Here is a 25,148-nt window from a genome sequence, read left to right on the forward strand (position 1 = left end):
CCGAGAAGGGGAACGGCCGTGGGCGGATCCTGCCATGTGCTCAAGCGTCTGGGGAACCATGAATACTACTGCGTCGTGGAGCTGGCGCTGCGCGTCATCGGCGGCAAGTGGAAGCCGCTCATCCTCTACCGCCTGGTCGACGGCGGGGTGATGCGCTTCTCCGAGCTTCGGCGCAGCATCCCGAGCATCACCCAGAAGATGCTCACGCAGCAGCTGCGCGAACTCGAGAACGACGGCATCGTGCTGCGCACGGTGCACGCCGAGGTCCCGCCGCGGGTGGAGTACGCCCTCTCGGACCTGGGACAGAGCGTGATGCCGGTGTTGCACCAGCTGTGCGAGTGGGGCAGGGACTACGAGCTGCGCATGGCCGAGGGCGAGGACGCCGGGGCCTGCCGCGCCGTGGGCGGCGCGTAAGGCGCAGGGGCCGTTCGCGGCCGCAGGCGGCTACAGGAAGCGGATCTCGGCGCGCGTGGTTTCGGCGTCCAGGGGCTTCATCTCCACCTTGACCTCGGTCTTGAAGTGGGCCGCGCTGCCCTTGATCACGCCCTCGAAGTAGTCGAACAGGGCGCGGGGCGAGCGGTAGTTCATGAACAGCACGTCGCCCTTGTCCTCGTAGGTGAACTTGGGCGGGTGCACGCCGGGCATGTCGCGCGTGATGCGCACGTGCATGGCGTCCATGCCGAGCAGGAACTCCTTCAGCGTCCGGGCCTTGAAATACTGCTTGTAGTAGCGGGCGAACTGGCCCGGGGTGAAGAAGCCCAGGTCGTGCAGGATCTTTTTGCGCGGCGTGCCGGTGAGCCTGGCCGCGATGTCCGCCATCTGCGCGATGACGCCGTCGGGGTAGCTCTCCTGGGGCAGGAAGACGGGCCCGCCCATCTCCTTGTCCATCGCGGCGAAGACCTTCTCGCCGTAGGTCTGGCGGATGTAGTCCTGCATCAGCTTGGGCAGGATGCCCTTCATCTTGCCGCGCGAATCGTCCTTTCCGCCGCCCGCGCCGCCCGCGCCGTTCTCCCCGCCCATGCGCCGCGCAAGGCCCAGGAGCTCCTGCGAGAGCTTGGCCAGGTCCTTGGTGGCCTGGGCCTGCTGGTCGGCGCCCTCGTAGGCGTCGCGCGCGATCTGCGCGATCTCCCCGGTGCTGCGCTTGATCTCCTCGGCGGCCGCGGACTGCGATTCCGACGACTGGGCGATCTGGCCCACGCGCCCGGCCACGTCCTCCACAAGGCGCTTGATGCTCTCCAGCGCCTCGCCCACCTGGCCCGAGAGTCCGGTGCTCTCCTCCACGCGGCGGCCGGTCTCCTCCATGGAGGTCACGGCCTCGCCCGAGCCCGTCTGGATCTCGGACACGGCCTCGCCCACCTCGCGCGTCGCGGACATGGTCTTCTCGGCGAGCTTGCGCACCTCGTCGGCGACCACGGCGAAGCCGCGGCCCGCGTCGCCCGCGCGCGCGGCCTCGATGGCCGCGTTCAGCGCCAGCAGGTTGGTCTGGTCCGCGATGTCGTTGATCACGCCGATGATGTCGCCGATGCGCCCGGCGCGCTCGTCCAGGCGGCGCAGGATCTCGGCCAGCTTGCCCGCGGCCTCCGAGGCCGAGGTGTTGCCGCTGACAGCGCGGGTCACCAGGTCCACGCCCGCGAAGGCGGCCTGCTTGGCCTCCTCGGCGGCGTCCGAGGCGCCGGAGGCGTTGCCCGCGACGTCGAAGATGGCCTCGGACACGGTGTCCACGCCCTGGGCCACGGCGTCGGTCTGGTCCTTCTGGCGGCGGGAGTTTTCGGCCTGCTCCTCGGCCGAGGCGCTCATGAGCTCCGAGGCGGAGGCCAGGCGCTGCGCGAGCTGGACCATGGCCCCGGCGGCCTCGGCAAAGCCCTTTTCCCGCTCGGCGAAGCGCTTCTGCTCCGCGACGAGCGCGGTCCGGTCGCGGAAGGCCACCAGGCGGCGGCCGCCCGCGTTCTCCAGCGGCGCGGAAGCCGCCTCGACCGGTTGCGTGCCCGCGATGAGCCCGGGCCTGAAGTCGCCCGCGTCGCGCAAAAGGTCCGCGGCCTCGCCCTTTTCGGGCTTGAAGAGGGACTGCACGGAAGAGGCCCGCCCCGAGCCGCCCGGCAGGGCCTGCATTCCCCGGCTGGCGAGCAGCACGTCGCCGCCGGGCCCGGCCAGGAGCAGCGGCAGAGGGCAGTCGGCCAAGGCCTTTTCGAGCTGCGCGGTCCTGGCCTTCTCCTCGCCCAGGGCCTGGGCGTGGACCGCCTCGCCGTGCGCGAGCGCCGCACGCAGGCGCGAGGCGAGATAGAATCCGGCGGCGGCCAGGAAGAGGGCCAGCAGGGCCGCGGCCCACAGGAGGCCGAGAAAATTCGCGACAAGCACGGCTGCGGCCGCGAACAGGCCGAAGACCGCGAGAACGGGTATGGCGGCGGAAGCGTCCCGGGACATCTGTTCCCCTCCTGGCGAACGGCGCGGTTGAGCGCCGAAGGCAATCTAGCCCAGGCGGGTATCGACCGCAAGGACGGGTCCGAAAGGCGCCACCCGCAGGGGATGTCAGGACGGGCGTCCCCGGGCGGCGCCGCTCCCTGTCCGGGAAACGGCGCCGCCCCGGGGGCGTCCGGGGGCCGTCAGGCTAGACGGCCGCGGCCAGGCGCGCGATCCACTCGTTCACGAGCCCGGTGGACTGGGCGGGATTCCTGTCGATCTTCAGGCTCGGCAGGAGAAGATCCGCGCCGCGCTCGCGGGCGCGCTGCTCCACGAAGTCCACGGCCTTGCAGAAGCGGTCGTAGCCCTTGTCCCCGCAGCCGAAGACGGCCGCCCGGCGGCCCTTGAGGTCGGCCGAGGCCATGTCCTCGTAGAAGGACTTGAAGTCCTCGGTGACCTCCTCGTCGACGGCGCCCCAGGTGGAGACGCCGAAGAGCAGGACGTCGCAGGGGGCCGCGAAGAATTCGGGGCCCGTGACGGCGGCGTCGGCGAGGCTGACCGTGTGGCCGCTCTTGCCGAGTCCGGCGGCGATCATTTCCGCCGCGCTCTTGGTGTTGCCCGTTTCGCTGCCGTAGACGATGCAGACGCTGGCCATAAAGCCTCCTTGAGGGTGCTTGCCGAAGCGGCGTGTCAGGCGTCGCGCGCCCTGAACCTGGCCTCCACGTCCTCGGGGCAGAGTCCGTAGAGGGCGTCGAGGAAGTTTTGCTGGAAGGAGCCGGGCCCCTGCGAGACGGCTCCGGCCATCTCGCCGCACACGGCCATGGTCCCCATGGCGTGCACGGCCGCCGTGAAGCCCGAGGTGTTGACCGCGGCGAAGGCGCCGATGATCGCCGTGGCCGTGCAGCCCATGCCCGTGACCCGCGGCATGAGCGAATCCCCGCCGTCCACGGCCACGGCCCGGGTGCCGTCCGTGACGTAGTCCGTGGCGCCGGAGACGACCACCACGCAGGCGAAGCTCCTGGCCAGGGCGCGCGCCGCGGCCACGGCCTCGGAGCTCGCGTGGGTGCTGTCCACGCCCTTGGTCTGCCCCTTGGCCGCAAGCCCGCAGGCCGCCTGGGCCAGGGCTATGATCTCGGAGGCGTTGCCGCGCACGATGCCCGGCGAGACGTCGGTCATGAGGGCCGCGGAGGTCTCGGTGCGCAGGGTGGAGGCCCCGGCGCCCACCGGGTCCAGGACCACGGGGATGCCGCGCTCGCGCGCCGTGGCCCCGGCCAGGCGCATGGCCTCTATCCAGGCGGGCGAGAGGGTGCCGATGTTCAGCACCAGGGCCCCGGCGATGCCCGCCAGCTCCTGGACCTCCTCGCGCGCATGAGCCATGACCGGCGAGGCGCCGATGGAGAGCAGGGCGTTGGCCGTGGAGTTCATGACCACGTAGTTGGTGATGTTGTGGACGAGCGGGCCCGTGGAGCGGATGCGCTCCACGTCCTGCCAGAGGGCGGTTGCGGGATGCATGGGCAGGTGTCTCCTTCTGAGGCGGAAAGTCCGTTTCCCACGGCTTACCGCAGGCCGGGGCGCCCGGCAAGGCGCAGACGGGCGGAGGGGGAAAATATCATGGCCCGGCATCCCCTCCGAAGGGTAAGCGACACAGAGGACGCGCACTCCCGAAGCGTCGTTTTGCGGCTGCGCGAAAACCGTGGACCAAGGTTTGACGAGGCCACGGCAGAGGGCGTATAAGGTGCGACTGTCATCCGGTATAGATGGTCTTCGAGGCTGGCTCGAGGGGACCGTTACGGGCAGGTTTTCTGCAGATATATCAAACTGTTTGGAATATATATCCGGTTGTCCGAAGTGATGCTCACCGCACCGATCGCCTGGCTCGGCCGCCAAGGCCTTTCCTTCGTCACCGAGTCCGGGCGCTACGTCTGTTTCTCGGTCCGGGCCTGCGCGGCCATGTTCCGTCTCCCCCTGCAGTTCGTGCGCAGCACGGAGCAGGTCTATTTCGTGGGCGTGCGCTCCATGTCCGTCATCCTGCTCATCGGCCTGTTCACCGGCATGGTCCTCGGCCTGCAGGGCTACTACGCGCTGGTCAAGTTCGGCTCGGAAGGCATGCTCGGCGCGGCCGTGGCCCTCTCGCTCATCCGCGAGCTCGGGCCGGTGCTCACGGCGATCATGGTCATCGGCCGGGCCGGCTCGGCCATGACCGCGGAGATCGGCGTGATGCGCATCTCCGAGCAGATCGACGCCCTGGACACCATGGACATCGACCCGGTGCGCTATCTGGTGAGCCCCAAGGTGGCGGGCTCCATCCTCTGCTTTCCGCTGCTCACGGCCTTCTTCGACGTCGTGGGCATCATCGGCGGCTACCTCACGGGCGTGGTCCTGCTCGGCGTCAACTCGGGAGTCTACTGGTACCGCATCCAGTCCGCCGTGGAGCTGCGGGACGTGAGCGGCGGCTTCGTCAAGTCGCTCATCTTCGCTCTCATCGTGGCCACCATGTGCAGCTACCAGGGCTACTACACGCACCTGCGCTCGCGCGGCTTCGGCGCCGTGGGCGTCAGCCTGTCCACGACCACGGCCGTGGTCATCTCCTGCGTCATGGTCCTGGTCAGCGACTACGTCATCACCACCTTCTTCATGTAGGCGCGCCATGGCAGAGCCGCTCATAGAATTCCGCGACCTGAGGAAGAGCTTCGGCGACAACGCCGTGCTCAAGGGGGTCGACCTGACCTTCCACCAGGGCGAGATCACGACCATCATCGGCAAGTCCGGGGTGGGCAAGAGCGTGATGATCAAGCACATCGTCGGCCTGCTGGAGCCGGACTCGGGCGAGATCCTGGTCAGGGGGCGCCCGCTCTCGAAGATGGACAAGGGCGAGCGCAAGGCCTTCAAGGGGCGCGTCAGCTACATGTTCCAGAGCAACGCGCTCTTCGACTCCATGACCGTCTTCGACAACGTGGCCCTGCCCCTGCGCGAGCGGCGCCATCTGCCGGAATCCGAGGTGCGCGGCAAGGTGCTCGGCCTGCTCGAGATCCTCGAACTGCCCCACGTCACGGACCGCTACCCCTCGCAGCTCTCGGGCGGCATGCAGAAGCGCGTGGCCCTGGCCCGGGCGCTCATCAGCGAGCCCGAGATCGTGCTCTTCGACGAGCCGACCACCGGACTCGACCCGCTGCGCAAGAACGCGGTCCTGGCCATGATCAGCCGCTACCAGCGCCACTTCGGCTTCACGGCGATCATGGTCAGCCACGACGTGCCCGACGTCTTCTACATCTCGAACCGCATCGCCATCCTCGAGGGCGGCGAGATACTCTTCCAGGGAAGCCCCGTGGATCTCGAGCGCTCGGGCAACTCGGTGGCCGTGGAGTTCCTGGCCAGCCTCGAGCGCCTGGAGAACGAGATCATGGGCCTTCTCGACTGCCACGAGCTCTCGGCCGCCCTGGCCGGGGAGCCGGACGGCGGAGCCGGGCGTCCCGCCGCGCTCCTGGCCGTGGAGGACATGGCCGGGGTCAAGGCCTCGGCCGGGGACATCGGCGCGCACAAGGTGCTGGACGCCTGCATCTCGCTCGCCCGCGACCACGCGGGCAAGGACGCGCTGCTCGCGCGCACCGGGGCGGGAGAATTCCTCTGCCTCCTGCCGCGGGGCGAGGACAAGGAAGTGGAACGTTTCCTCACGGATATTTCCCGTGATCTCAAGGACGGTTCGGCCCGCTGCTGCCTGAGCGCATCCATCGACCTCTCGGTCGGGGTGCTGGGCGGGCGCGCGGACCTGGACGCAGTGGACTGCCGCGAGGCGGCCCGGCGCGCCCGCGCCGGATCGACCCTGCTGGGCCGCATGCAGTGCGGCTGGCACGGCGACGGGGGAGAAGGACAATGAGTAGCAGCAACAGGTTGAATCTCGAGCTGGCGGTGGGGACCTTCGTCTTCATCTGCCTCCTGTGCGTGGGATACCTGACCATCAAGCTCGGCAAGATGGAGGTCATCGGCGGCAACGACTACCCGATCAGGGCCGAGTTCGCCTCGGTCACCGGGCTGCGCGCCGGAAGCTCCGTGGAGATGGCGGGCGTGCCGGTCGGCCGCGTGTCGTCCATCACCCTGAACACGCAGGACATGCGTGCCGTGGTGACCATGAAGATCGCCAAGGACATCAAGCTCTCCGACGATTCCATCGCCTCCATCAAGACTTCCGGGCTCATCGGCGACAAGTACGTCAGCATCTCTCCGGGCGGCTCCGGGGAGTACATCAAGCCCGGCGGACGCATCATCGACACCGAGTCCGCAGTGGACATCGAAGGCCTGATCAGCAAGTATGCCTTCGGCAACGTGGAAAAATCGCAGTAGTTCCAAGGGGGACTCAATGGCCAAGCGCGCGATCGCCCTCGCGATCCTCATCCTCTTCGCCCTGCCGCTCGCGGCCCGCGCCGACGCGCCCATGGACACCATGAAGACCTTCGTGGACCAGGCCCTGGCCGTGCTGCGCGATCCCGCCTACAAGCCCGAGTCCAAGAAGGCCGAGCAGCGCGACAAGCTCGCCGCGCTCGCGGATACCGTCTTCGACTGGGTCGAGCTCTCGCGCCGCACCCTGGCGCTCAACTGGAACAGGCTCGACGTGCCCCAGCGCAAGGAGTTCGTCGGACTCTACCGCCAGCTCCTGGAAAAGACCTACATGGACCGCATCCAGGCCTACAGCGACGAGAAGGTGGAGTTCACCGGCGAGAACAAGCTGGACCAGAACCAGGTGGAGGTCCTGACCGTGGTCAAGGCCAAGGACAAGGACATCCCCATCACCTACCGGCTCATCAACCGCACCGGAACGTGGCACGTCTACGACGTGATCATCGAGGGCGTGAGTCTCGTGCAGAACTACCGCACCCAGTTCAACAACATCCTGTCGAACAAGTCTCCCAAGGAGATGCTCGACGACCTGCGCCAGAAAGTAGCCACCGGCGATACGTCCGGGGCCAAGCAGTAGGAGACCTTCCATGATGTCGTCGATGCCGTCGATGTCGTCCATGCGCCGCATCGTGCTGCCGGTCGTCGCGGGCTGCCTGCTGCTTCTCGCCGCGCTGCCCGCCCTGGCCGCCTCCCTGGATTCGCCCACCGCCGCTCCCGAGCCCGGTCGCATGACCTGGGTGCGGATCATGAACGGCAACGCGCCAGAGCTGCCCACCAGCATGGGCCTGGCCGAGGCCCGCTGGGAGCTGCAGCAGTCCCGGATGGCCGCCTCCATGGAGGTCCTCTCTCCGGGCGCCGGCGCCGCCATGAGCGTGGATCCGACCGGCGTGCGCCTGGTCGAGCGCAGCTACTTCGACGACCAGGCCGTGCTCCTGACCCAGAACGACGCCGCGACCGGCGCGCAGCAGACCAAGGTCATCAACGACTCCGACCTCGAGGGGAACTACGTGCCCCCCGAAGGGGAGAAGGCTCCGCCCGCCGCCTCCCGCCCGGATCCCTGGGAGGGCTTCAACCGGGCCATGTTCCAGTTCAACGACCGCATGTATTTCTGGGTGCTGAAGCCCGCGGCCCAGGGGTATTCAATCCTGGTTCCCGAGCCCGCGCGCATCGGCATCGCCAACGTTTTCGACAACATCCGCTTCCCGATCCGCTTCGTGAACGACCTCTTCCAGGCCAAGTTCGAGAACTCGTTCCGCGAGCTTCTGCGCTTCCTCGTGAACACGGTCTTCGGCCTGGGCGGCCTGGTCAACAGCAGCCGCGACCACGCCTACCTGAACCCGCCGCGCCAGGACCTGGGCAAGACCTTCAAGACCTGGGGCATCGACAGCGGCCCGTTCGTGATCTGGCCCGTCTTCGGCCCCTACACCGTCCGCTCCTCGTTCGGCGACATCGGCGACTCCTTCCTCTGGCCGCCGACCTACATCAAGCCCTGGTACTGGCCCGTGATCATCTGGACGGGAGAGAAGGTCAACGAGCAGAGCCTGCGCATGGGCGACTACGAGGCGCTCAAGGCCGCGTCCCTGGATCCCTACGTGGCCGTGCGCGACCTTTACCTGCAGTACCGCGATCGTCCGGACTACGACCCCTACTACGACAGCCCGGACAAGAAGCCGCCCGAGCCCGCGTACACGCCGCTCAACCTGCAGAACAAGTAGGTTCGGCGGCCCCGGGAGACGCAAGGCGATGGACTGCGCGGACGTCCTGGAACTCATAGCCCGCAAGCGCGACGGCCTTCCCCTCAGGGGGGAGGCCGTCGCTTCGTTCGTGCGGGGCTACGTGCGCGGCGAGATCCCGGACTACCAGGCGAGCGCCCTGCTCATGGCCGTGTTCCTGCGCGGCATGGACGCGGCCGAGACCGCGGCCCTGACCCGGGCCATGCTCGACTCGGGCCTGCGCCTGGCGTGGCGCGGGGGGCCGGGCAAGACCGCCCCCCGCGTGGGCGACAAGCACTCCACCGGCGGCGTGGGCGACAAGACGTCGTTCTTGGTCGGCCCCATCTGCGCGGCCGCGGGCGTGGCCGTGCCCATGGTCGCGGGCCGTGGGCTCGGCCATACGGGCGGGACCGTGGACAAGCTCGAGGCCGTGCCGGGGCTTCGCACCGCCCTCTCTCCGGAAGAGATCACTGCCCAGGTGGGCGGGCTCGGCCTGTGCATCGCGGCGCAGAGCGCACAGATCGCCCCGGCGGACAGGAAGCTCTATGCCCTGCGCGACGTGACCTCCACGGTGGAATCCATCCCGCTCATCGCGGCCTCGATCATGTCCAAGAAGCTGGCCGAGGGGCTCGACGCCCTGGTGCTGGACGTGAAGTGCGGCCGGGGCGCCTTCATGAAGGAGCTTCCCCGTGCGCGCGAGCTGGCCGAGGCGCTCGTGGGCATAGGCCGCGAGGCGGGCGTGCGTGTCACGGCCCTGCTCACGGCCATGGACCAGCCGCTGGGCGCCGCCTGCGGCAACGGCGTGGAGCTCGAGGAGGCCTGCGCGATCCTTCGCGGCGAGCGGCCTCCCCTGGCCGAGGACGTGCGCGCGCTCTCGCTGGAGCTCTCGGCCCAGCTGATCTTTCTTGCGGGCGCGGCCTGGTCCGTGGACGAGGCGCGCGGGCTTTCCCGGCGCGTGCTGGAATCCGGGCGGGCCTACGAGCTTTTCTGCCGCATGGTCGCGGCCCAGGGCGGCGACCCGGCCGCGCTCGAGCCGCGGGCAGGACGGCCGAGCGGCCTGCCGCAGGCGCTCGACCGCATGGTCGTGACCGCACCCCGAAGCGGCCATGTGCACGGCTGCGACGCGCTGGCCGTGGGCCGGGCCTGCGTGCGCCTGGGCGCGGGCCGCTGCCTGCTCGGCGAGGCCGTGGACCCGGCCGCGGGCGTGGTGCTCTTCGCCAAGGAAGGGGATTTCGTTGAGCCGGGCGCGCCGCTCGCCGAGCTGCGCGCCGCGGACACCGCGCGCCTCGCGGCCGCACGGCCCCTCGTCGAGTCCGCCTTCACGCTCGAAGACGAGCACGCAGGCCAGGCTCCCCTGGTGCGCGGGCTCGTCTCGACGCTCCCCGGGCCGTGAGGCACAGAGGGATCAGCCCTTTTCCAGGCCGAAGCCGAAGGGCAGGAGCGCGGCCACCGCGACCGCGCCGGGCAGGGAGTTGCTGACCAGGAAGGCGCGGGGCGCGATCTCGGCCAGCCACTGGCGGCAGGCGCCGCAGGGCGCGGCCGCGCCCTCGGGGAGCGTGCCGTCAGGCCCGGGGCATGCGTCCAGGCACCAGACCGCCACGCCCGCGACCTCGCCCGGTTGCACCCCCTCGGCCACGGCCCGGGCCAGGGCCGCGCGCTCCGCGCAGAGCGAAAGCCCGTAGCTCGCGTTCTCCACGTTGCAGCCCGTGAACACCCGGCCGTCCGCGGCCAGCACGGCCGCGCCCACGCGAAAGGCGGAGTAGGGGGCATAGGCCCGCGCGGCAACGTCCCTGGCCGCGGCCAGAAGCTCGTGCTGCGCCGGGGTGAGAGGCGTGAAGCGATCGTTTCCGGTGGTATTTCCCGTGGTATCACCCGTGGTATCCGGCCGCGAATCGTGCATGGGCTGCTCCTTGCGTTTCCCTGCTCCTGTCGTATAGCTCCTGTTCCTGATCCGCAAACGTCCGGAGGTCAATGTGCCTTATATCGTCATCGGCGGCGGGCTCGCGGGCGCGGAGTGCGCCTGGTTCCTCTCCCGCGCCGGTCTTCCCGCGACCCTCTTCGAGATGCGGCCCGAGCGCCGCACCCCGGCCCACGAGACCGATCTCCTGGCCGAGCTCGTCTGCTCCAATTCGTTCCGCTCCGACGAGCCCACGGCTGCGGCCGTGGGGCTTCTGAAGGAGGAGATGTCCGCGCTCGGCAGTCTGGTCATGGAGGCCGCGCGCGCCACGGCGGTGCCCGCGGGCAAGGCCCTGGCCGTGGACCGCACCCTGTTCGCCGCGCGCGTCACCGAGGCGGTCGCTCGCAACCCGCTGATCACCCTCGAACGCCGCGAGATTCCCTCCCTGGACGACCCGGCCCTGGCTGGAGCCGAGGCCGTGGCCGTGTGCGCCGGGCCCCTGGCATCCGACTCGCTGTCCGCGTCGCTGCGCGAGGCCGTGGGCGGGAAGGAGCTCTATTTCTACGACGCCATCGCGCCCATCGTGGACGCGGCCTCCATCGACATGGAGCACGCCTTCTGGGGCTCGCGCTGGCGGCCCGAGGACGACGACTACCTGAACTGCCCGCTGACGAAAGAGGAATACGAGGCCCTGGTGGCGGCCATGCTCGCGGCCGAGAAGGTGCCCTGCCGCGACTTCGAGAAGGCCGTGCACTTCGAGGGCTGCCTGCCCGTGGAGGAGATGGCCGAGCGCGGCCCCATGACCCTGGCCTTCGGACCGCTGAAGCCCGTCGGGCTCACGGACACGCGGCCCGGCCACGAGGGCAGGCGTCCCTTCGCCGTGATCCAGCTGCGCGCCGAGAACCGCGAGCGCACGGCCTTCAACCTGGTGGGCTTCCAGACCAAGCTCAAGTACCCGGAGCAGGACCGCGTCTTCCGCATGATCCCGGCCCTGCGCAATGCCGAGTTCCTGCGCTTCGGCAGCATCCACCGCAACACCTTCGTCAACGCGCCCGCGGTCCTCTCCGAGGAGCTGGAGCTCGTCGCGCGGCCGGGGGTCTTCCTGGGCGGACAGATCACGGGCGTGGAAGGGTATCTGGAGTCGGCCGCCTGCGGGCTGTGGCTCGGCATGGTCCTGGCCGCGCGCCATCTGGGCGTCGAGCTTCCCAGGCCGCCGCGCGAGTGCGCGCTGGGCGCGCTGCTCTCGCATCTCAGGCCCGACGCAGAGGACTACGATCCGAAGCGGGGTTTTCAGCCGAGCAACGTGAACTTCGGGCTCATGCCCGCCTTCGAGGGCCGGGTGCCCAAGAAGAAGCGCAAGGAGGCCTACGCGGAGCGCGCCAGGACCGCGTTCGCGGCCTGGCTCCAAAGGCTGCCTAGGCTTGACGCTCCTGGTGCAGGATGACCGCGGCCAGGAGGCAGAAGACGCCGTTCAGCCCGAAGAGGCTCAGGTTGGCGTAGAGGTGCATGGACTGCGGGGTCGAGGCCAGGAGCAGCCCGGCGATCACGGCCAGCAGGACCAGCGCCGCGCCCACCGAGGCGAGGATGCCGAGCGGCGTGGCGTGCATGAAGCGGCGGTAGGCCCAGGGGATGCCGAGCATGATGGCGCCGGAGAGGAAGATCGAGCCCGGGATGAAGAGCGTGTCGGGACGCTGCAGGAAGTCCCCGGCGATGAGGGTCAGGTAGACGATGATGGTCAGAACGGTCAGGATGCCTTTCATGGCGGGCTCCGGTATGTCGTTTCGGTGGCCCCGGCATACACCATGAGGACCCGCTTGAAAAGGCTCGGGAGGGCAGGGTGAGGGAACGCCGCGACACGGCCCGCCTGCTCTGGCGGGCACGGCGCAGCGCGGAGCGGCGCGGCCCCGAAGCAGGGGAGGAGACGCCCTCGGGGCAAGCGCCCGCGCCTCTGCCCCAGGCCGACGGCCCCCTTGCGGAACGCTCGGAGAATTTGCAGCACGGACAGGAAGGCTGGCGGCCGGTGGCCAGGGGGCTCGGCCTTGCCGCGGCCGACGAGCTCGGGCTCGTGCTCGAGGCGCGCGGCGTGCCCTTCGTGCCCCGGCGCAGCGGCCGCAGCGCGGACATCCTCGTCCCGGCCGAGGAGCACGGCCGGGCCATGGCCGAGATCGCGGCCTACATCGCGGAGAACCGCGAGCACCTGCACGACCTGCGGCCCCCGCCCGCCACGCGCCTGGACCTCGCGGCCGTGGGGCTCTGCCTCTCGCTCCTGCTCATCAGCACCTACATGCTCAGCCGCTCGGTCCTGCCCGGGCTCGGGCTCTATCCCCACACCTGGGAGAACGCAGGGATCGCGGACGCGGGCAAGATCATGGCCGGGCAGTGGTGGCGCGCGGCCACGGCACTCATGCTGCACGCGGACGCCGCCCACCTCCTGGGCAACCTCTGCGTGGGCACGATCTTCGGCGCCGTGCTCTGCGCGGAGATCGGCCTCGGCTGCGGCCTGCTGGCCATGCTCGTGTCGGGATTTCTCGGCAATCTGGTGAACGCGGCCGTGCTCGGGCCGGACCACCTCTCGCTCGGCTTCTCCACGGCCGTGTTCGGCGCAGCCGGGCTCATCGCCGGGCTCCGCGCCATGGCCGGGCCTCTCTCCGGGCTTCGCGGCGGCTTCCTGCCCCTGGCCGCGGGGCTCTCCCTCGTGGCCATGCTCGGCAGCGGCGGGCAGCACACGGACCTCGGCGCCCACGCCTTCGGCTTCCTCGTCGGCCTCGCGCTCGGCCTGCCCATCGGCAGGCTGACGCACCGCCTGGGGCCGCCCGGGCCGCGGCTTGACCGCATCTGCCTGTTTCTCGGCTTCGTCCTGCCCGCGGCCGCCTGGGCCATGGCCCTGCGCTAGGCGCCCTCCGTTCGTTTCACGCCCTTTTCCGCGTCCCTTGCCGCCTTTTCCCTGGCCAGCAGGGCCTGCTTGCGGTCGAGGCCCCAGCGATAGCCCACGAGCTTGCCGCTGCCGCCCACGGCGCGGTGGCAGGGGATGAGCACGGCGTGCCGGTTCGCGCCGCAGGCGCGGCCCACGGCGCGGGCCGCGCCCGGGCGGCCGATGAGCCGGGCGAGCTCCGCGTAGCTCACGGTCGTGCCGGGCGGGAGCTTTTGAAGCGCCTTCCAGACCTTCTGCTGAAAGAGCGTGCCCGCCACGTCCAGGGGCAGGTCCAGGCTCCCGGCCGGGGACTCGACGAAGGCCGCGATCTGTCCGAGCCAGGCGGAAAGGGCCGTCTCGTCCTCGCGCAGGACGGCGCGCGGAAAGCGCTCGCGCAGCCCCTTTTCGAGCGCGGCCGGGTCGTCGCCGAACTCCACGTTGCAGATGCCCGAACGTGTCGCCGCCACCAGGACCCAGCCGAGCGAGGTGCGGGCCGCGGCAAAGGCGATCTCCTGCCCCTCGCCCCCGGCCGCCTTGCCGCCGTATGCCTTGGGCGGCATGCCGAGAAGGTGCGCGTCGCGCTCGTAGAGGCGGCTGCTCGAGCCGTAGCCCGCCGCATAGAGCGAGCCGGTCACCGAGGACTCGGCGGCCAGGCTCTGCTGCAGCCTGCGCAGGCGGCGCGCGGCGAAATACTCGCCGGGCGTGGCGCCGAGCGTCTTCTTGAACAGGCGGTGGAAGTGCGAGGGGCTGCATCCGGCCGCGGCGGCGAGCTCGGCCAGGCGCGGCGGGCTCTCGGCCGCGTCGAGCAGGGCCAGGGCGCGGCGCACGGCCTCGTGCGCCTTCCGCTCCTCCCCGGCGCGCAGCGTGTCATCCGGGGCGTCCGGGCGGCAGCGTTTGCAGGGGCGGAAGCCCGCGGCCTCGGCCGCCTCGGCGTTTGCGAAGAACACGGCGTTCTCGCGGCGCGGCAGGCGCGCGGGACAGCCCGGGCGGCAGTAGACGCCCGTGGTCGTGACCCCGTAGACGAAGCCGTCGCCGGGATCGTCCGCACCGTGCTTTTGCGCCAGCAGACGGGCCCAGCGGGCGTCGTCCAGGGGCGGGGCGGCGGGCGCGTCCTTCTCTTTTCGCGTCATATGCCCATCCCCTTGGAGAAGTCCGGATCGGGCACCTCGGGCGTCTTGCCGCCCGGGCGCCGCAGCCGGGCGGCAGCCCGGCCGGAGCGGGAGGCCAGGGCGTCGAGGAGAAAGGCCGCAAGGGCAAGGGCCCTGCGCAACGGTGAAAGCGCCGTGTCGTTCATGGCATGCATGGCGAGCGTCTCCTGCTGGTCGCATGGAGAGAGGCTAGCGCATGTCGCGCGGCGGAAAACTCCGTTTCCTGCTCGCGCATCGGGCCTGTCTCTCAGAGCACCCCGGCCATGAAGCCGAAGGCCGCGGCCACCTCGGCCACGGTTCCCGGTGCCAGTCGGCCGCGCATGGCCCACAGGGCGTTCTGCACCGGCCAGAGGTCCGGCGAGAGGCCCACGGCCCGGGCGCGGGAGAGCATGGACACGGCCTCGAGCGGAGTCTCCTCCTCCTTGATCAGGCGGGCCATCTCGCTCGCCAGCCGCTCCTTCAGGGCCTGCGCCCCGGGGTGGCCGGGCAGGCGCGCGGCCAGATAGCGGCCCATGTCCGCCTCTCCCTCGTCGCCCGCGGGCAGGCCCAGGCACCAGGCCCAGCCGAGGGCGGGCAGGTGGATCATCCAGCGGCCGGACAGGGGCTGGTCGGTCTGGGCCTCCTGCCAGGGCATGAAGAGTCGCGAGCCGCTCACGGCCTCGAGCACGGTCTCCTGCCAGACGCTGCGCTCCGCGTGCTCTATCCACTCCACGGCCAGGGCCTGGCGCTTGTTCCAGGGCAGGTCGCGGCCCGGCAGGCAGCTTTCCACGGACTTGGCATCGCCCTCCGGCGCGACCTCGAAGAGGCAGGAGAGCGGGTTCCTCTGCTCGTCCGGCACCATGCGCCAGCGGTAGAGCGGCCGCTCCGAGCGCAGCCGCCAGGCCACGGTCATGCTGCCCGAGAGGGGCTCGCCCGGCTCGAGCGACGGGTCCAGGGTGAAGACCAGGGAGAGGCCCGGCCAGGCGACCTCGGCGATCTCCCCGGGATCGGGCAGGCCCTGGCGCGCCCACAGGCGGATGAGCCCCTGGGCCGCGAGCCGCGCCGGGGTCTCCTGGCGCAGGACCACCTGGGTCCGCCACAGGTCCGCGCCAGTGCCGAGCTCGGGCAGGTTGGAGGGGGCCTTGTGCAGCTCGGCCACCACGCGCGGCGCCACGTCCGGCCCGCCCGTGGCGCGCACGAGCTCCATGGAGCGAAGGGCCATGGTCATGGCGTTCAGCGGCTCGATGCGCGAAAGCTCGTCGAAGAACCAGGCGCACGAGGCGAAGGAGGAGATGGTCTGCCACTGCATGTCCAGCAGCCGCCAGCCGAGTTCGCGTCCGGCCTGGGTGATGCCGGGCTTGAAGAATCCGGCCTCGAACTCCGCCTCGGTGAGCCCGCCCGCGGCCACGCGGCCGTATTCACGCAGCGCCTTGCGCGGATCGCCGAAGCACTCCGGCCCGCGGCTGAAGAAGTGGTTGTCCGCCGCCTCGCGGGCCACGTTCAGGGCGGCGCGCAGGGGAGCGCGCCACTTCTGGTGGTAGCCCGGGTGGTCGCCCGTGGTGCAGCCGCAGTCCGAGCGCCAGCGCTCCACGCCGTGGGCGCAGCTCCACGAGGAGGGCTCGTGCAGCCGGGCGCGCAGGCGGGGCGGGTGCTCGGCCAGGAAGGCCGCGAAGTTGGTCAGCCGCCAGCCGTCGCGCCCGGAGCGCGCCTGCTCCAGGACATAGGCCAGGGCCATCTCGCCGAAGTGGAAGTGATGCCCGTAGGTCTCGCCGTCCGTGCCGATGGCCCGCAGGCCGGAGGAGGGGTTCTCGGTCATGCGCTGCCAGAAGCGCTCGCCGTCGGCGAGCAGCCCCTGGAAGGCCACGGCCTGGGACAGTGGGCCGTGGTAGAAGAAGACCGCGATGGAGCGGCCGGACGGCAGCTCGATGCGGTAGGGGTGGGTGATGTCCACCTCCCATTCGCGCACCTCGCGCCAGTCGTCGTTCTCGAGCGAAGCCACGGCCTTGATCTGGGCCGGGGAGAGCACGGTGAAGGCGATGCCGTTCGCGGCCAGCTCCTCCAGCGTGTCCGTGTCCGCCGCGGCCTCGGAGAGCCACATGCCCTCGGGCCGCCTGCCGAAGCGCCGCTCGAAGTCCTGGATGCCCCAGGCGACCTCGAGCTCGCGGTCGAGCGGCGAGGCCAGGGGCATGATCACGTGGTGGCAGATCTGGGCCATGGCGTTGCCGTGCCCCAGGCGCTCGACGCTTCGGCGGTCGGCCTCGATGATGCGGCCGTAGGCGGCCGGATCGTGGCCCTCGAGCCAGCGCATGAGCGTGGGGCCGAAGTTGAAGCTCATCCATTCGTAGCAGTTGAGCAGGTCGCCGATCCGGCCCGCGCCGTCCAGGCGGCGCGCCCAGGCCAGGGGGGCGTACGACTCGCGGGCGATGCGCGCGTTCCAGTGCAGCGCCGGCGCTGCCGAGCCCTCGGGCAGGATGGTGTCCAGCCAGGGGTCTTCGCGCGGGGGCTGGTAGAAATGGCCGTGGAAGCAGAGATATTTGTCCATGCGTCACTCCGTGGCGGCGCGGCCGAAGGGGCTGCGCGGCTGCCTGCACAGGGTTGTCACGGGCGGGATCCGGGGAGGCCGGGCGGAAGACATGCCGGAAAGCCGGGCTGGACGCCGCCCAGGGAGCCTGGGGAGAGGCGGGCTCGTCCGGGAAAGGTGCGTTTCCATGACAAAGCCTAGCACGGAAGGGGCGCGGAGTTGAAGACAAAAAGGGGAAGGCCGTGCGGCCTTCCCCTTCGTATCGGATGTGGGTTGTGTCGGGTGGCCCGCCCTTATGCGGCAGGTCCGGGCTTGGCCTTCTTCCCGGCGCTTGCGGCGGTCTTCTTGGCCGGTTTCGCGGCCGCCTTGGGAGTCGCCTTGGCAGCAGCCTTGGGCGCAGCCTCGGCAGGGGCTTTCCTGGTCGCCCCGCCCGCCTTGGGCGGCAGGGCGCCCTGCTTCGCGGCGCAGGCCAGGGGCCAGACCTCGCTCATGCGTTCCACCAGCTTGACCTCGATCTTGCGCCGAAGCTCCGCGGGCACGTCCGCGAGGTCCTTTTCGTTGTCCCGCGGGATGAGCACGGTCTTCATGCCCGCGGCCACGGCGGCCAGGATCTTCTCCTTGATGCCGCCCACGGGCAGCACGCGGCCGCGCAGGGTGATCTCGCCGGTCATGGCCGTGTCGCTGCAGATGCCCTGGCCCGTGAGCGCGGAGATGAGCGCCGTGACCAGGGTGACTCCCGCGGACGGTCCGTCCTTGGGCGTGGCCCCGGCCGGAACGTGGATGTGGATGTCCATCTTCTCCGAGAACTTGGGGTCGATGCCCAGCGTCTCGGCCTTGGACCTGGCCCACGAGACCGCTGCCTGGGCGGATTCCTTCATCACGTCGCCGAGCTGGCCGGTGAGCGTGAGCCGGCCCTTGCCCTTCATGGTCGAGACCTCGATGTGCAGGATCTCGCCGCCGTAGGGGGTCCAGGCCAGGCCGTTGGCCACGCCCGGAGGCAGGTCGCGCTCGTGCTGCTCGTCGCGGAAGGGCGGGATGCCCAGGAGCTTGGTGATCGAGGCCGCGGTGACCCGGAAGGGGCCCTTCTGGCCCTCGGCCTTGCGTCGGGCGAGCTTCCTGAAGACGGAGCCCACCTCGCGCTCGAGATTGCGCAGCCCGGCCTCGCGCGTGTACTCGCGGATGATTTTGGCGAGCACCTGGTCGGACATCCTGACCTCGCCCGGCTCGAGGCCGTTCTCCTTGGCCTGGCGCGGGAAGATGTAGCGCGTGGCGATGCGCACCTTCTCCTGCTCGGTGTAGCCCGGGATGCGGATGATCTCCATGCGGTCGCGTAAGGGGCCGGGGATGGTGTCCAGCACGTTGGCCGTGCAGATGAACATGACCTTGGAGAGGTCGAAGGGCACGTTCAGGTAGTGGTCCTGGAAGGTGTGGTTCTGTTCCGGATCCAGCACCTCGAGCAGGGCGGACGACGGGTCGCCCCTGAAGTCCGCGCCGAGCTTGTCGATCTCGTCGAGCATCATCACCGGGTTGCGCGTCCCGGCCTGCTTGATGTTCTGGATGATGCGGCCGGGCATGGCGCCGATGTACGTGCGGCGGTGTCCCCTGATCTCGGCCTCGTCGCGCATGCCGCCAAGGCTCATGCGCTGGAACTTGCGTCCCAGCGCCCGCGCGATGGAGCGGCCGAGCGAGGTCTTGCCCACGCCCGGAGGGCCCACGAAGCAGAGGATGGGGCCCTTCATCTGCGGATTCAGCTTGCGCACGGAAAGGTACTCGAGGATGCGCTCCTTGACCTTGGGCAGGCCGTAGTGGTCCTCCTCGAGGATGGTCCGGGCCTCCTTGATGTCCAGGCGGTCCTTGGAGGCCTTCTTCCAGGGCAGCTCCACCATCCAGTCGAGGTAGGTGCGGATGACCGTGGCCTCGGAGGAGTCCGGGTGCATGGACTCCAGGCGCGAGAGCTGCTTCTCGGCCTCGCTCCGCACGTCCTTGGGCATGCCCGCCTTGGCGATCAGCTTGCGCAGCTCGTCGAACTCCTCGGACTCGTCGCCCGTGTCGCCGAGCTCCTTGCGGATGGCCTTCAGCTGCTCGCGCAGGAAGTAGTCCTTCTGCGCCTTGTCCATCCCTTCCTTGGCCATGGACTGGATCTTGGCCTGCATGGAGGCCACCTCGGCCTCCTTCAGGAGCTGCTGGTTCACGAGGCGCAGCCGGTCCACGTGGTCGGTGCACTCGAGGATCTGCTGGGCCTCCTCCACGCGCATGCGCAGGTTGGAGGCGATGAGGTCGGCCAGGCGGCCGGGCTCCTCGACCGAGGCCAGCACGCCCGCGATGTCCTGGCTCGAGACGCCGCGAAGGGCCATGATCTTCTCGCTCTGCTCGCGCGAGGAGCGCATGAGCGCCTCCACCTCGGTGGAGGTCTCGGGCAGCTCGCCCTCCTCAAGGACCTCGATCTCGGCCAGGTGGTAGGGATCGTCGGACACGAACTTCTTGACGCGCGCCCGGGTCAGCCCCTGCACCAGGACCTTCAGGCGCCCGTCCGGCATCTTCAGCATGCGCATGATCATGCACACGGTGCCGACGTCGTAGAGGTCGTCCGAGCCGGGCTCGTCCACCCCCTCGTCGCGCTGCGTGAGGATGAGGATGAAGCGGTTGGAATTGAGCGCCGCGTCCACGGCGCGCACGGATTTCTCCCTGCCCACGAACAGGGGCAGGATCATGTAGTTGAAGACGACGATGTCGCGCACCGGCAGGACCGGCAGTTCGGTGGGGATGTCCAGCTTGGCCTTCTCGCCGTCGTCTCCGGCCGAATCCTCGGCCGGAACGGCCAGTCCGCCGCCCTGGAGCAGATCTTCGTCCGCGCCGTGCAGGATGAAGGTGCGTTCGTCTGCCATATGTGAGCCTCCTGGGATCATGCGTGTGGGAAGCCCCAGGGAGCGCAGGTCTGTATGCACGGTTTTCGTCGGCTCGGCCGGGAAAAACGGTGCCCCTGCCCCTGGGAATGACCAAGAGTAATCATTTTCGCGCGGTCGTAAAGGGGGAAACAGGGGGGAGAGGGGAAAAATAAGCGCTTTCAGGGACCAAACTCCGCCAAGAGCGGGCTCAGAAACGGATTTCGAAGCCGAGAAGCCCGTCCGGCAGGGAGTATGGGGCACAGGTGATCCGGCTCACCCGGCCGTAGGGCGAGCCTTCCTCGCCGAGCCAGCGCTCGAACTCGTCCATGGCCCCGGGGGTGCCGGAAAAGACCGTCTCCACCCGGCCGTCGGGCAGGTTGCGCACGAAGCCGGAAAGGCCCAGGGAACGCGCCTTGTCGCGCGAGAAGGCGCGGAAGGCCACGCCCTGCACCAGGCCCTCGACGATGCAGCGCCGCGCCTCGGGCATCAGAGCATGCCCTCCTGCTGGAAGCTGTAGAAGGCGTGGTCCGTGACGATGATGTGGTCGAGCACGCGCATGCCGAGGTCCGTGGCCGCGCGCACCATGCGCCGCGTCAGCTCCACGTCCTGGGCCGAGGGGCGGGGGTCGCCGCCGGGGTGGTTGTGCACCAGGACCATGCCGCTGGCCTTGAGTTCCAGGGCGCGCGAGAAGACCTCGCGAGGGTAGACGATGGTCTGGTCCACCGTGCCCTGGCTCGCGCGCTCCCAGGCCAGGAGGCGGTTCTTGTTGTCCACAAGCGCCACCCAGAACTCCTCGCGGCGGTAGGGCCCTAGCCGGGCCTTGGCCAGCTCGGCCACGTTCTCCGGCCCCTGGATGACCACGCGGTCGGCCACGGGCGCCTCGTGCAGCCTGGCCCAGGTCTCGCGCCACAGCAGCCAGAAGTCCGCCGTGGCGTCGCCGAAGCCGTCGAGGTCGCGCAGCTCGGCCGGGTCGGCTAGGAAGACGCCGCGCAGGGTCTTGTGGCGGGCGAGCAGCTCCTTGGCCAGGGGCTTGGTGTCCCCGCGCCGGATGACTAGGCCGAGGAGCAGTTCGAGGATCTCGTAGTCGGCCAGCTGCCTGGGCTCGCGGGCCAGACGCTCGCGCAGCCGCTGGCGGTGGCCGTGATAGTGGGGCTGGCGCGTGCTCATGCGCCCCCGCCGCGGCCCGTGCCCCCGCCCGTCCTGCCATGCGTCGGGCCATGAGTCGGGCCATGCGGAGCAGGGGCGAAGAGCCGGGCGAGCCCGGCCACGAGGCGCTCGAGCGCCTGGGCCTCGCTCTGCTCGCCGGACTTCACGCCGTGCTCCGCCTCCATGGCCAGGCCGAAGATGGCGGCCACGCGCCCGGGCCCGGCCCGCTTGGCCGCGGGCACCTTCTTGCGCACCATCCAGTCCGGCAGGCCGCTGTTCTCGCCGTTTATGATCATCCACATCTGCCGCGCCTCGCGCACGAGGCCCGCGAGGAGGGGGAAGAGCAGGCCGTCGGAGGAGGAGCGCTCGCGCAGCACCTCGCGCCAGAGCGTGGTGGAAAGGCGGCCGCCTATGAGCGATTCGAGCATGGTCCAGGGATCCATGGAGGCCTCGGCGGCCACCAGGGAGAGGTCGTTCGGGCCGATCTCGCGCCGCTCGCCCAGCGAGAGCTCGAGCTTGGCGAGCTCGGTGTCCACGGCCGCGGCGTCCGGCGGCAGGCAGGCCGCCAGGGCCTGCAGGGCCTCGGGTCTGACGGCGATGCCCCTGTCCGCGGCCCAGGCGCGCACGTAGTCGGGCAGGGTGCGTTCCGTGAGCCCCGGGGATTCCCAGACCCAGCCCTGCTTCTCGGCAAAGGCCCAGAACTTCTGCTTCTTGAGGACGGCGGGGATCTTCGGCTTGCCCCGCTCCCAGGCGCTCTCCACGCAGAAGAGCGGCCAGGCCGAGGGATTGAAGCCCGCGAGCACGGGGGAGAGGCGGGCGAGCTCGCGCACGGGCAGGGCCTCGGCGCGGCGCACGACCACGGCCGCGCCGCCGCCCAGCAGCCCCTGGCTCGTGAGGTCCTGCCAGAAGGCGGGCGGCAGTTCCTCGTCGCCCCAGTAGACGCGGCGCGAAAGCCCTGCGCCCTCGAGCATGTCGGAGACGCGGCGCCGGATCAGTTCGCTGTCCGGACAGACGAGGAAGCTGAATCCGGGGCGGGTCATGGTCGCGTGGGTCTCCGATCAGTAGGCGTTGTAAAGCTGGTCCACGAGTCGCCTGACGGCTTCGTCCAGGGCGCGCTCCTGGGCCGACTGCACGTCGCTCGAGGTGTAGGCCTCGGAATAGCTGACCTGGCCTTCCCAGAGGCGGCTGTTGTCCGTGCGGCGGTAGTAGGTCGCGTAGAGGGTCACGCTGGCGCTGTACTCCAGGGTCTCCTCCTGCTTGTTCTGCAGCGAAGTATGGATGTAGAAGCGCTTGATGGTCAGGTCCACGACCGCGTCGGCCTGTTCCTTGTCCGTCCATTTGAGTACGTCACGCTGCGAGATCTCGTCGCGGTAGTTCGAGATGGCCCGCGCGGGCAGCCAGGTGTACATGGTCGGGTTCGTGACCTTGCGGATGGCTATGGTGTGCACGTCGGGCGGCAGGGCGAGCTTGGCGGTCTTGGGCGTGAAGCCGTAGCGGGCGCAGCCGGGAAGGACGAGGAGCGCGGTCGCGAGCAGCACCCCCGCGAGGACGCGCGGGAAGCCGCCGCGCCTCATCCTGGCGCCGCGCGGGGCGGCGCCGGGCGCCGGGGCAACGTTCAAGACCGCCTCCTGCATGGGCTCACGCTACAACGATGTTCACCAGTTTGCCAGGGATGACCACGACCTTTTTCACGGTCTTGCCTTCCACGTGGCGGGTCACGTTGGGCTCGGAGAAGGCGAGCTTCTCGATCTCCTCCTTGCCCGCGTCGGCCGGAACCGTCAGGCGGCCGCGCAGCTTGCCGTTGACCTGCACCACGACCTCGACCTCGTCGCGCACGAGCGCCTTCTCGTCGTAGGCGGGCCAGGGCAGCTCGGAGACGAGGCCCTGGTTGCCGAGCCTGGTCCAGATCTCCTGGCAGATGTGCGGGGTCATGGGCGAGAGCACGGTCAGCACCGAGGCCAGGGCCGAGGAGAGCACGGCGCGTCCGCTCTCGGTCTCCTTCAGCGCGTCCTTGGCCTGGTAGAGGTCGTTCACCAGCTCCATGACCGCGGAGATGGCGGTGTTGAACTGGAATCCCCGCTCCAGGTCCGCGGCGATCTTCCTGACGGTCTCGTGCTCCTTGCGGCGCAGGTCCTTGCCCGCGGCGTCGATGGCGGACGGGGCAGGGGCGCAGGCGACGCTCGGAGCGGTCACGTCGGCCAGCTCCTCGGCCAGGCGCCAGATGCGGCCCAGGAACCTGCCCGCTCCCTCCACGCCGGTCTCGTGCCAGTCGAGGTCCTTTTCCGGCGGCGCGGCGAAGAGCATGAACAGGCGGGTGGTGTCCGCGCCGTGCCGGGCGACCATCTCGCCGGGGTCCACGATGTTGCCCTTGGACTTGGACATCTTGGCCCCGTCCTTGAGCACCATGCCCTGGGTCAGGAGCGCCTTGAAGGGCTCGTTCTCGGCCGTGTAGCCCAGGTCGCGCAGCGCCTTCACGAAGAAGCGGGCGTAGAGCAGGTGCAGGATGGCGTGCTCGATGCCGCCGATGTACTGGTCCACGGGCATCCAGTAGTCCAGCGCGGGGCGGTCGAAGGGCGCGTCGGCCACGGTCGGGGAGGCGTAGCGCATGAAGTACCAGGAGGACTCCATGAAGGTGTCGAATGTGTCGGTCTCGCGCCGGGCCGCTCCGCCGCACTTGGGGCAGGTCGTCTGCAGGAACGATTCCGTGACCGTGAGCGGCGAGCGGCCGTCCGGCAGGGTCTGCAGGTCCTCGGGCAGGACCACGGGCAGGTCCTTCTCCGGCACGGGCACCATGCCGCAGGACTCGCAGTAGACCACGGGTATGGGCGCGCCCCAGTAGCGCTGGCGGCTGACGTTCCAGTCGCGCAGGCGGTAGTTGACCGTGGTCTTGCCGATCCCCTTGGCCGCGAGGTGGTCGGTGACGGCCTTCTTGGCCTCCTCGTTGGGCAGGCCGGAGAACTCGCCCGAGTCCACGAGCACGCCAGGCTCGGTGTAGGCCTGGGCCATGAGGTCGGCCGCGAGGCCGCCCTCGGCGGGCTGGATGACCACCTTGCGCGGAAGATTGTACTTGGCGGAGAACTCGAAGTCGCGCTGGTCGTGCGCGGGCACGGCCATGACCGCGCCGGTGCCGTAGCCCATGAGCACGAAGTTGGCCACCCAGATGGGCATGCGCGCGCCGGTCACGGGGTTGATGCAGTAGGCGCCCGTGAAGACGCCTTCCTTCTCCAGGTCGTCGGCCGTGCGCTTGATGCGGTCCATGTTGCGGACCTTGGCGCAGAATTCGTCCACGGCGGCCTTCTCGGGCCTGCCCGCGACGAGCTTCTCGATCAGCGGATGCTCGGCCGCGAGGCTCATGAAGGTGGCGCCGTAGAGGGTGTCGGGCCGGGTGGTGAAGACGGTCACGCCTTCGTCCATGCCCTCGACCTGGAAGGTGAGCTCGGAGCCGAGGCTCTTGCCGATCCAGTTGCGCTGCATGGTCAGCACGCGCTCGGGCCAGCCCTCGCCGAGCTTGTCGAGCCAGTCGAGCAGCTCCTCGGCGTAGTCGGTGATGCGCAGGAACCACTGCTCCATGTCCCGGTTCTGGACCTCGGCGTCGCAGCGCCAGCACTTGCCGTCCTCCACCTGTTCGTTGGCGAGCACGGTGTGGCAGTCCGGGCACCAGTTCACGGGCGAGTTCTTGCGGTAGATGAGCCCCTTTTCCAGGAACTTGAGGAAGAAGAGCTGCTCCCAGCGGTAGTACTCCGGACGGCAGGTGGTGACCTCGCGCTTCCAGTCCAGCGAGTAGCCCATGCGCATGAGCTGGGCGCGCATGTCCGCGATGTTGGCGTAGGTCCACGAGGCGGGCGGGATGCCGTGCTTGATGGCCGCGTTCTCCGCGGGCAGGCCGAAGGCGTCCCAGCCCATGGGGTGCAGGACGTTGAAGCCCTTCATGCGCATGTAGCGCGCGACCACGTCGCCGATGGTGTAGACGCGCACGTGGCCCATGTGGATCTTGCCCGAGGGGTAGGGGAACATCTCGAGCACGTAGTACTTGGGCTTGTCCGCGCAGTCCGGGGCGACGAAGAGGTCCCTGTCCGCCCAGTCCTTCTGCCACCTGGTCTCGATTTCCTCGGGATCGTATTTGCCGAAGCGCATGCTCACTCTTCCGTAGGTCGGGGTTG

Annotated in this window: 23 protein-coding genes; 9 read left to right on the top strand and 14 right to left on the bottom strand. The window is 69.8% G+C overall.

Translation table 11 applies throughout. From position 1 onward, the window contains the following. Positions 1–36 precede the first annotated feature (36 nt). Complete coding sequence (locus DSX2_RS18750; RefSeq protein ID WP_236615050.1) at positions 37–414, top strand: helix-turn-helix domain-containing protein; 378 nt, start codon at positions 37–39, stop codon at positions 412–414. A 30-nt stretch (positions 415–444) separates the two neighbouring features. Here the strand turns inward: DSX2_RS18750 and DSX2_RS00500 are convergent, their stop codons facing one another. From DSX2_RS00500 to thiM, 3 genes are all read right to left on the bottom strand, one after another. Continuing rightward, positions 445–2,421, bottom strand: a complete 1,977-nt coding sequence (locus tag DSX2_RS00500) for a methyl-accepting chemotaxis protein (RefSeq protein ID WP_020879056.1) — start codon at positions 2,419–2,421, stop codon at positions 445–447. A gap of 184 nt (positions 2,422–2,605) precedes the next feature. After that, entirely contained in the window at positions 2,606–3,052 is a 447-nt protein-coding gene (locus DSX2_RS00505) for a flavodoxin domain-containing protein (RefSeq protein ID WP_020879057.1), read from the bottom strand. 35 nt (positions 3,053–3,087) lie between these two features. Then, positions 3,088–3,909, bottom strand: coding sequence for a hydroxyethylthiazole kinase (gene thiM / locus DSX2_RS00510; protein WP_020879058.1), 822 nt, complete (start codon positions 3,907–3,909; stop codon positions 3,088–3,090). A 339-nt stretch (positions 3,910–4,248) separates the two neighbouring features. Here thiM and DSX2_RS00515 point away from each other — a divergent pair, with 339 nt between their 5' ends. Genes DSX2_RS00515 through DSX2_RS00540 form a run of 6 tightly spaced genes read left to right on the top strand, consistent with a single transcriptional unit; the run spans position 4,249 to position 9,894 of the window. Next, positions 4,249–5,037: an ABC transporter permease gene (locus DSX2_RS00515; protein ID WP_020879059.1), complete on the top strand. Its 789-nt coding sequence runs from the start codon at positions 4,249–4,251 to the stop codon at positions 5,035–5,037. Between the two features lie 7 nt (positions 5,038–5,044). After that, a complete protein-coding gene (locus DSX2_RS00520; protein ID WP_020879060.1) occupies positions 5,045–6,271 on the top strand; it encodes an ABC transporter ATP-binding protein in 1,227 nt (408 codons plus the stop codon). Beyond that, the gene (mlaD, locus tag DSX2_RS00525; protein WP_020879061.1) at positions 6,268–6,735 is read left to right on the top strand and encodes an outer membrane lipid asymmetry maintenance protein MlaD; all 468 of its coding nucleotides are present in this window, start codon (positions 6,268–6,270) and stop codon (positions 6,733–6,735) included. Before DSX2_RS00520 ends, mlaD begins: the two co-directional genes overlap by 4 nt. Positions 6,736–6,751: 16 nt before the next feature. Next, the gene (locus DSX2_RS00530; RefSeq protein WP_020879062.1) at positions 6,752–7,366 is read left to right on the top strand and encodes a phospholipid-binding protein MlaC; all 615 of its coding nucleotides are present in this window, start codon (positions 6,752–6,754) and stop codon (positions 7,364–7,366) included. Between the two features lie 10 nt (positions 7,367–7,376). After that, positions 7,377–8,504, top strand: a complete 1,128-nt coding sequence (locus DSX2_RS00535) for a VacJ family lipoprotein (protein WP_020879063.1) — start codon at positions 7,377–7,379, stop codon at positions 8,502–8,504. A 28-nt stretch (positions 8,505–8,532) separates the two neighbouring features. Beyond that, a complete protein-coding gene (locus tag DSX2_RS00540) occupies positions 8,533–9,894 on the top strand; it encodes a thymidine phosphorylase (RefSeq protein WP_020879064.1) in 1,362 nt (453 codons plus the stop codon). Positions 9,895–9,906: 12 nt separating this feature from the next. Here DSX2_RS00540 and DSX2_RS00545 read toward each other — a convergent pair whose 3' ends face one another. Beyond that, positions 9,907–10,401 (bottom strand): cytidine deaminase, encoded by a 495-nt coding sequence (locus tag DSX2_RS00545; RefSeq protein ID WP_020879065.1) that lies wholly within the window; start codon positions 10,399–10,401, stop codon positions 9,907–9,909. 73 nt (positions 10,402–10,474) lie between these two features. Between DSX2_RS00545 and trmFO the strand changes: the two genes are divergently transcribed. Beyond that, entirely contained in the window at positions 10,475–11,842 is a 1,368-nt protein-coding gene (gene trmFO / locus DSX2_RS00550; protein WP_020879066.1) for a methylenetetrahydrofolate--tRNA-(uracil(54)-C(5))-methyltransferase (FADH(2)-oxidizing) TrmFO, read from the top strand. On the opposite strand, the gene DSX2_RS00555 is transcribed toward trmFO, so the two are convergent. Beyond that, on the bottom strand, positions 11,814–12,158 hold the full coding sequence (locus DSX2_RS00555) for a hypothetical protein (RefSeq protein ID WP_020879067.1): 345 nt from the start codon (positions 12,156–12,158) through the stop codon (positions 11,814–11,816). The genes trmFO and DSX2_RS00555 overlap by 29 nt on opposite strands. Positions 12,159–12,235: 77 nt before the next feature. Between DSX2_RS00555 and DSX2_RS00560 the strand changes: the two genes are divergently transcribed. Further along, positions 12,236–13,291 carry a rhomboid family intramembrane serine protease gene (locus tag DSX2_RS00560; RefSeq protein WP_020879068.1) on the top strand — a complete coding sequence of 352 codons (1,056 nt, stop codon included), beginning with the start codon at positions 12,236–12,238 and terminating at the stop codon, positions 13,289–13,291. On the opposite strand, the gene ada is transcribed toward DSX2_RS00560, so the two are convergent. From ada to leuS, 9 genes are all read right to left on the bottom strand, one after another. Further along, positions 13,288–14,439, bottom strand: coding sequence for a bifunctional DNA-binding transcriptional regulator/O6-methylguanine-DNA methyltransferase Ada (gene ada, locus DSX2_RS00565; protein WP_020879069.1), 1,152 nt, complete (start codon positions 14,437–14,439; stop codon positions 13,288–13,290). The genes DSX2_RS00560 and ada overlap by 4 nt on opposite strands. Further along, positions 14,436–14,612, bottom strand: coding sequence for a hypothetical protein (locus tag DSX2_RS18485; RefSeq protein WP_020879070.1), 177 nt, complete (start codon positions 14,610–14,612; stop codon positions 14,436–14,438). Before DSX2_RS18485 ends, ada begins: the two co-directional genes overlap by 4 nt. Positions 14,613–14,704: 92 nt before the next feature. Further along, positions 14,705–16,978: a DUF3536 domain-containing protein gene (locus DSX2_RS00570; protein WP_020879071.1), complete on the bottom strand. Its 2,274-nt coding sequence runs from the start codon at positions 16,976–16,978 to the stop codon at positions 14,705–14,707. 272 nt (positions 16,979–17,250) lie between these two features. Next, the gene (gene lon / locus DSX2_RS00575; RefSeq protein WP_020879072.1) at positions 17,251–19,842 is read right to left on the bottom strand and encodes an endopeptidase La; all 2,592 of its coding nucleotides are present in this window, start codon (positions 19,840–19,842) and stop codon (positions 17,251–17,253) included. A gap of 208 nt (positions 19,843–20,050) precedes the next feature. Next, positions 20,051–20,329 (bottom strand): acylphosphatase, encoded by a 279-nt coding sequence (locus DSX2_RS00580; protein ID WP_020879073.1) that lies wholly within the window; start codon positions 20,327–20,329, stop codon positions 20,051–20,053. Further along, the gene (radC, locus tag DSX2_RS00585) at positions 20,329–21,009 is read right to left on the bottom strand and encodes a DNA repair protein RadC (RefSeq protein WP_020879074.1); all 681 of its coding nucleotides are present in this window, start codon (positions 21,007–21,009) and stop codon (positions 20,329–20,331) included. Before radC ends, DSX2_RS00580 begins: the two co-directional genes overlap by 1 nt. Then, positions 21,006–22,028, bottom strand: coding sequence for a DNA polymerase III subunit delta (locus DSX2_RS00590; protein ID WP_020879075.1), 1,023 nt, complete (start codon positions 22,026–22,028; stop codon positions 21,006–21,008). Before DSX2_RS00590 ends, radC begins: the two co-directional genes overlap by 4 nt. Positions 22,029–22,046: 18 nt before the next feature. Beyond that, complete coding sequence (lptE, locus tag DSX2_RS00595; RefSeq protein ID WP_020879076.1) at positions 22,047–22,607, bottom strand: LPS assembly lipoprotein LptE; 561 nt, start codon at positions 22,605–22,607, stop codon at positions 22,047–22,049. Between the two features lie 19 nt (positions 22,608–22,626). Then, positions 22,627–25,122 carry a leucine--tRNA ligase gene (gene leuS / locus DSX2_RS00600; protein ID WP_020879077.1) on the bottom strand — a complete coding sequence of 832 codons (2,496 nt, stop codon included), beginning with the start codon at positions 25,120–25,122 and terminating at the stop codon, positions 22,627–22,629. Between the last annotated feature and the right edge of the window lie 26 nt (positions 25,123–25,148).

The sequence above is a fragment of the Desulfovibrio sp. X2 genome, assembly GCF_000422205.1.
Taxonomy (GTDB): domain Bacteria; phylum Desulfobacterota; class Desulfovibrionia; order Desulfovibrionales; family Desulfovibrionaceae; genus Alkalidesulfovibrio.

Excerpts from the sequence above, each read along its gene's own strand:
- DSX2_RS00500 (WP_020879056.1), bottom strand. The coding sequence starts at position 2,421 with ATGTCCCGGGACGCTTCCGCCGCCATACCCGTTCTCGCGGTCTTCGGC.
- DSX2_RS00505 (WP_020879057.1), bottom strand. The coding sequence starts at position 3,052 with ATGGCCAGCGTCTGCATCGTCTACGGCAGCGAAACGGGCAACACCAAG.
- thiM (WP_020879058.1), bottom strand. The coding sequence starts at position 3,909 with ATGCATCCCGCAACCGCCCTCTGGCAGGACGTGGAGCGCATCCGCTCC.
- DSX2_RS00515 (WP_020879059.1), top strand. The coding sequence starts at position 4,249 with ATGCTCACCGCACCGATCGCCTGGCTCGGCCGCCAAGGCCTTTCCTTC.
- DSX2_RS00520 (WP_020879060.1), top strand. The coding sequence starts at position 5,045 with ATGGCAGAGCCGCTCATAGAATTCCGCGACCTGAGGAAGAGCTTCGGC.
- mlaD (WP_020879061.1), top strand. The coding sequence starts at position 6,268 with ATGAGTAGCAGCAACAGGTTGAATCTCGAGCTGGCGGTGGGGACCTTC.
- DSX2_RS00530 (WP_020879062.1), top strand. The coding sequence starts at position 6,752 with ATGGCCAAGCGCGCGATCGCCCTCGCGATCCTCATCCTCTTCGCCCTG.
- DSX2_RS00535 (WP_020879063.1), top strand. The coding sequence starts at position 7,377 with ATGATGTCGTCGATGCCGTCGATGTCGTCCATGCGCCGCATCGTGCTG.
- DSX2_RS00540 (WP_020879064.1), top strand. The coding sequence starts at position 8,533 with ATGGACTGCGCGGACGTCCTGGAACTCATAGCCCGCAAGCGCGACGGC.
- DSX2_RS00545 (WP_020879065.1), bottom strand. The coding sequence starts at position 10,401 with ATGCACGATTCGCGGCCGGATACCACGGGTGATACCACGGGAAATACC.
- DSX2_RS00555 (WP_020879067.1), bottom strand. The coding sequence starts at position 12,158 with ATGAAAGGCATCCTGACCGTTCTGACCATCATCGTCTACCTGACCCTC.
- ada (WP_020879069.1), bottom strand. The coding sequence starts at position 14,439 with ATGACGCGAAAAGAGAAGGACGCGCCCGCCGCCCCGCCCCTGGACGAC.
- DSX2_RS18485 (WP_020879070.1), bottom strand. The coding sequence starts at position 14,612 with ATGCATGCCATGAACGACACGGCGCTTTCACCGTTGCGCAGGGCCCTT.
- DSX2_RS00570 (WP_020879071.1), bottom strand. The coding sequence starts at position 16,978 with ATGGACAAATATCTCTGCTTCCACGGCCATTTCTACCAGCCCCCGCGC.
- lon (WP_020879072.1), bottom strand. The coding sequence starts at position 19,842 with ATGGCAGACGAACGCACCTTCATCCTGCACGGCGCGGACGAAGATCTG.
- DSX2_RS00580 (WP_020879073.1), bottom strand. The coding sequence starts at position 20,329 with ATGCCCGAGGCGCGGCGCTGCATCGTCGAGGGCCTGGTGCAGGGCGTG.
- radC (WP_020879074.1), bottom strand. The coding sequence starts at position 21,009 with ATGAGCACGCGCCAGCCCCACTATCACGGCCACCGCCAGCGGCTGCGC.
- DSX2_RS00590 (WP_020879075.1), bottom strand. The coding sequence starts at position 22,028 with ATGACCCGCCCCGGATTCAGCTTCCTCGTCTGTCCGGACAGCGAACTG.
- leuS (WP_020879077.1), bottom strand. The coding sequence starts at position 25,122 with ATGCGCTTCGGCAAATACGATCCCGAGGAAATCGAGACCAGGTGGCAG.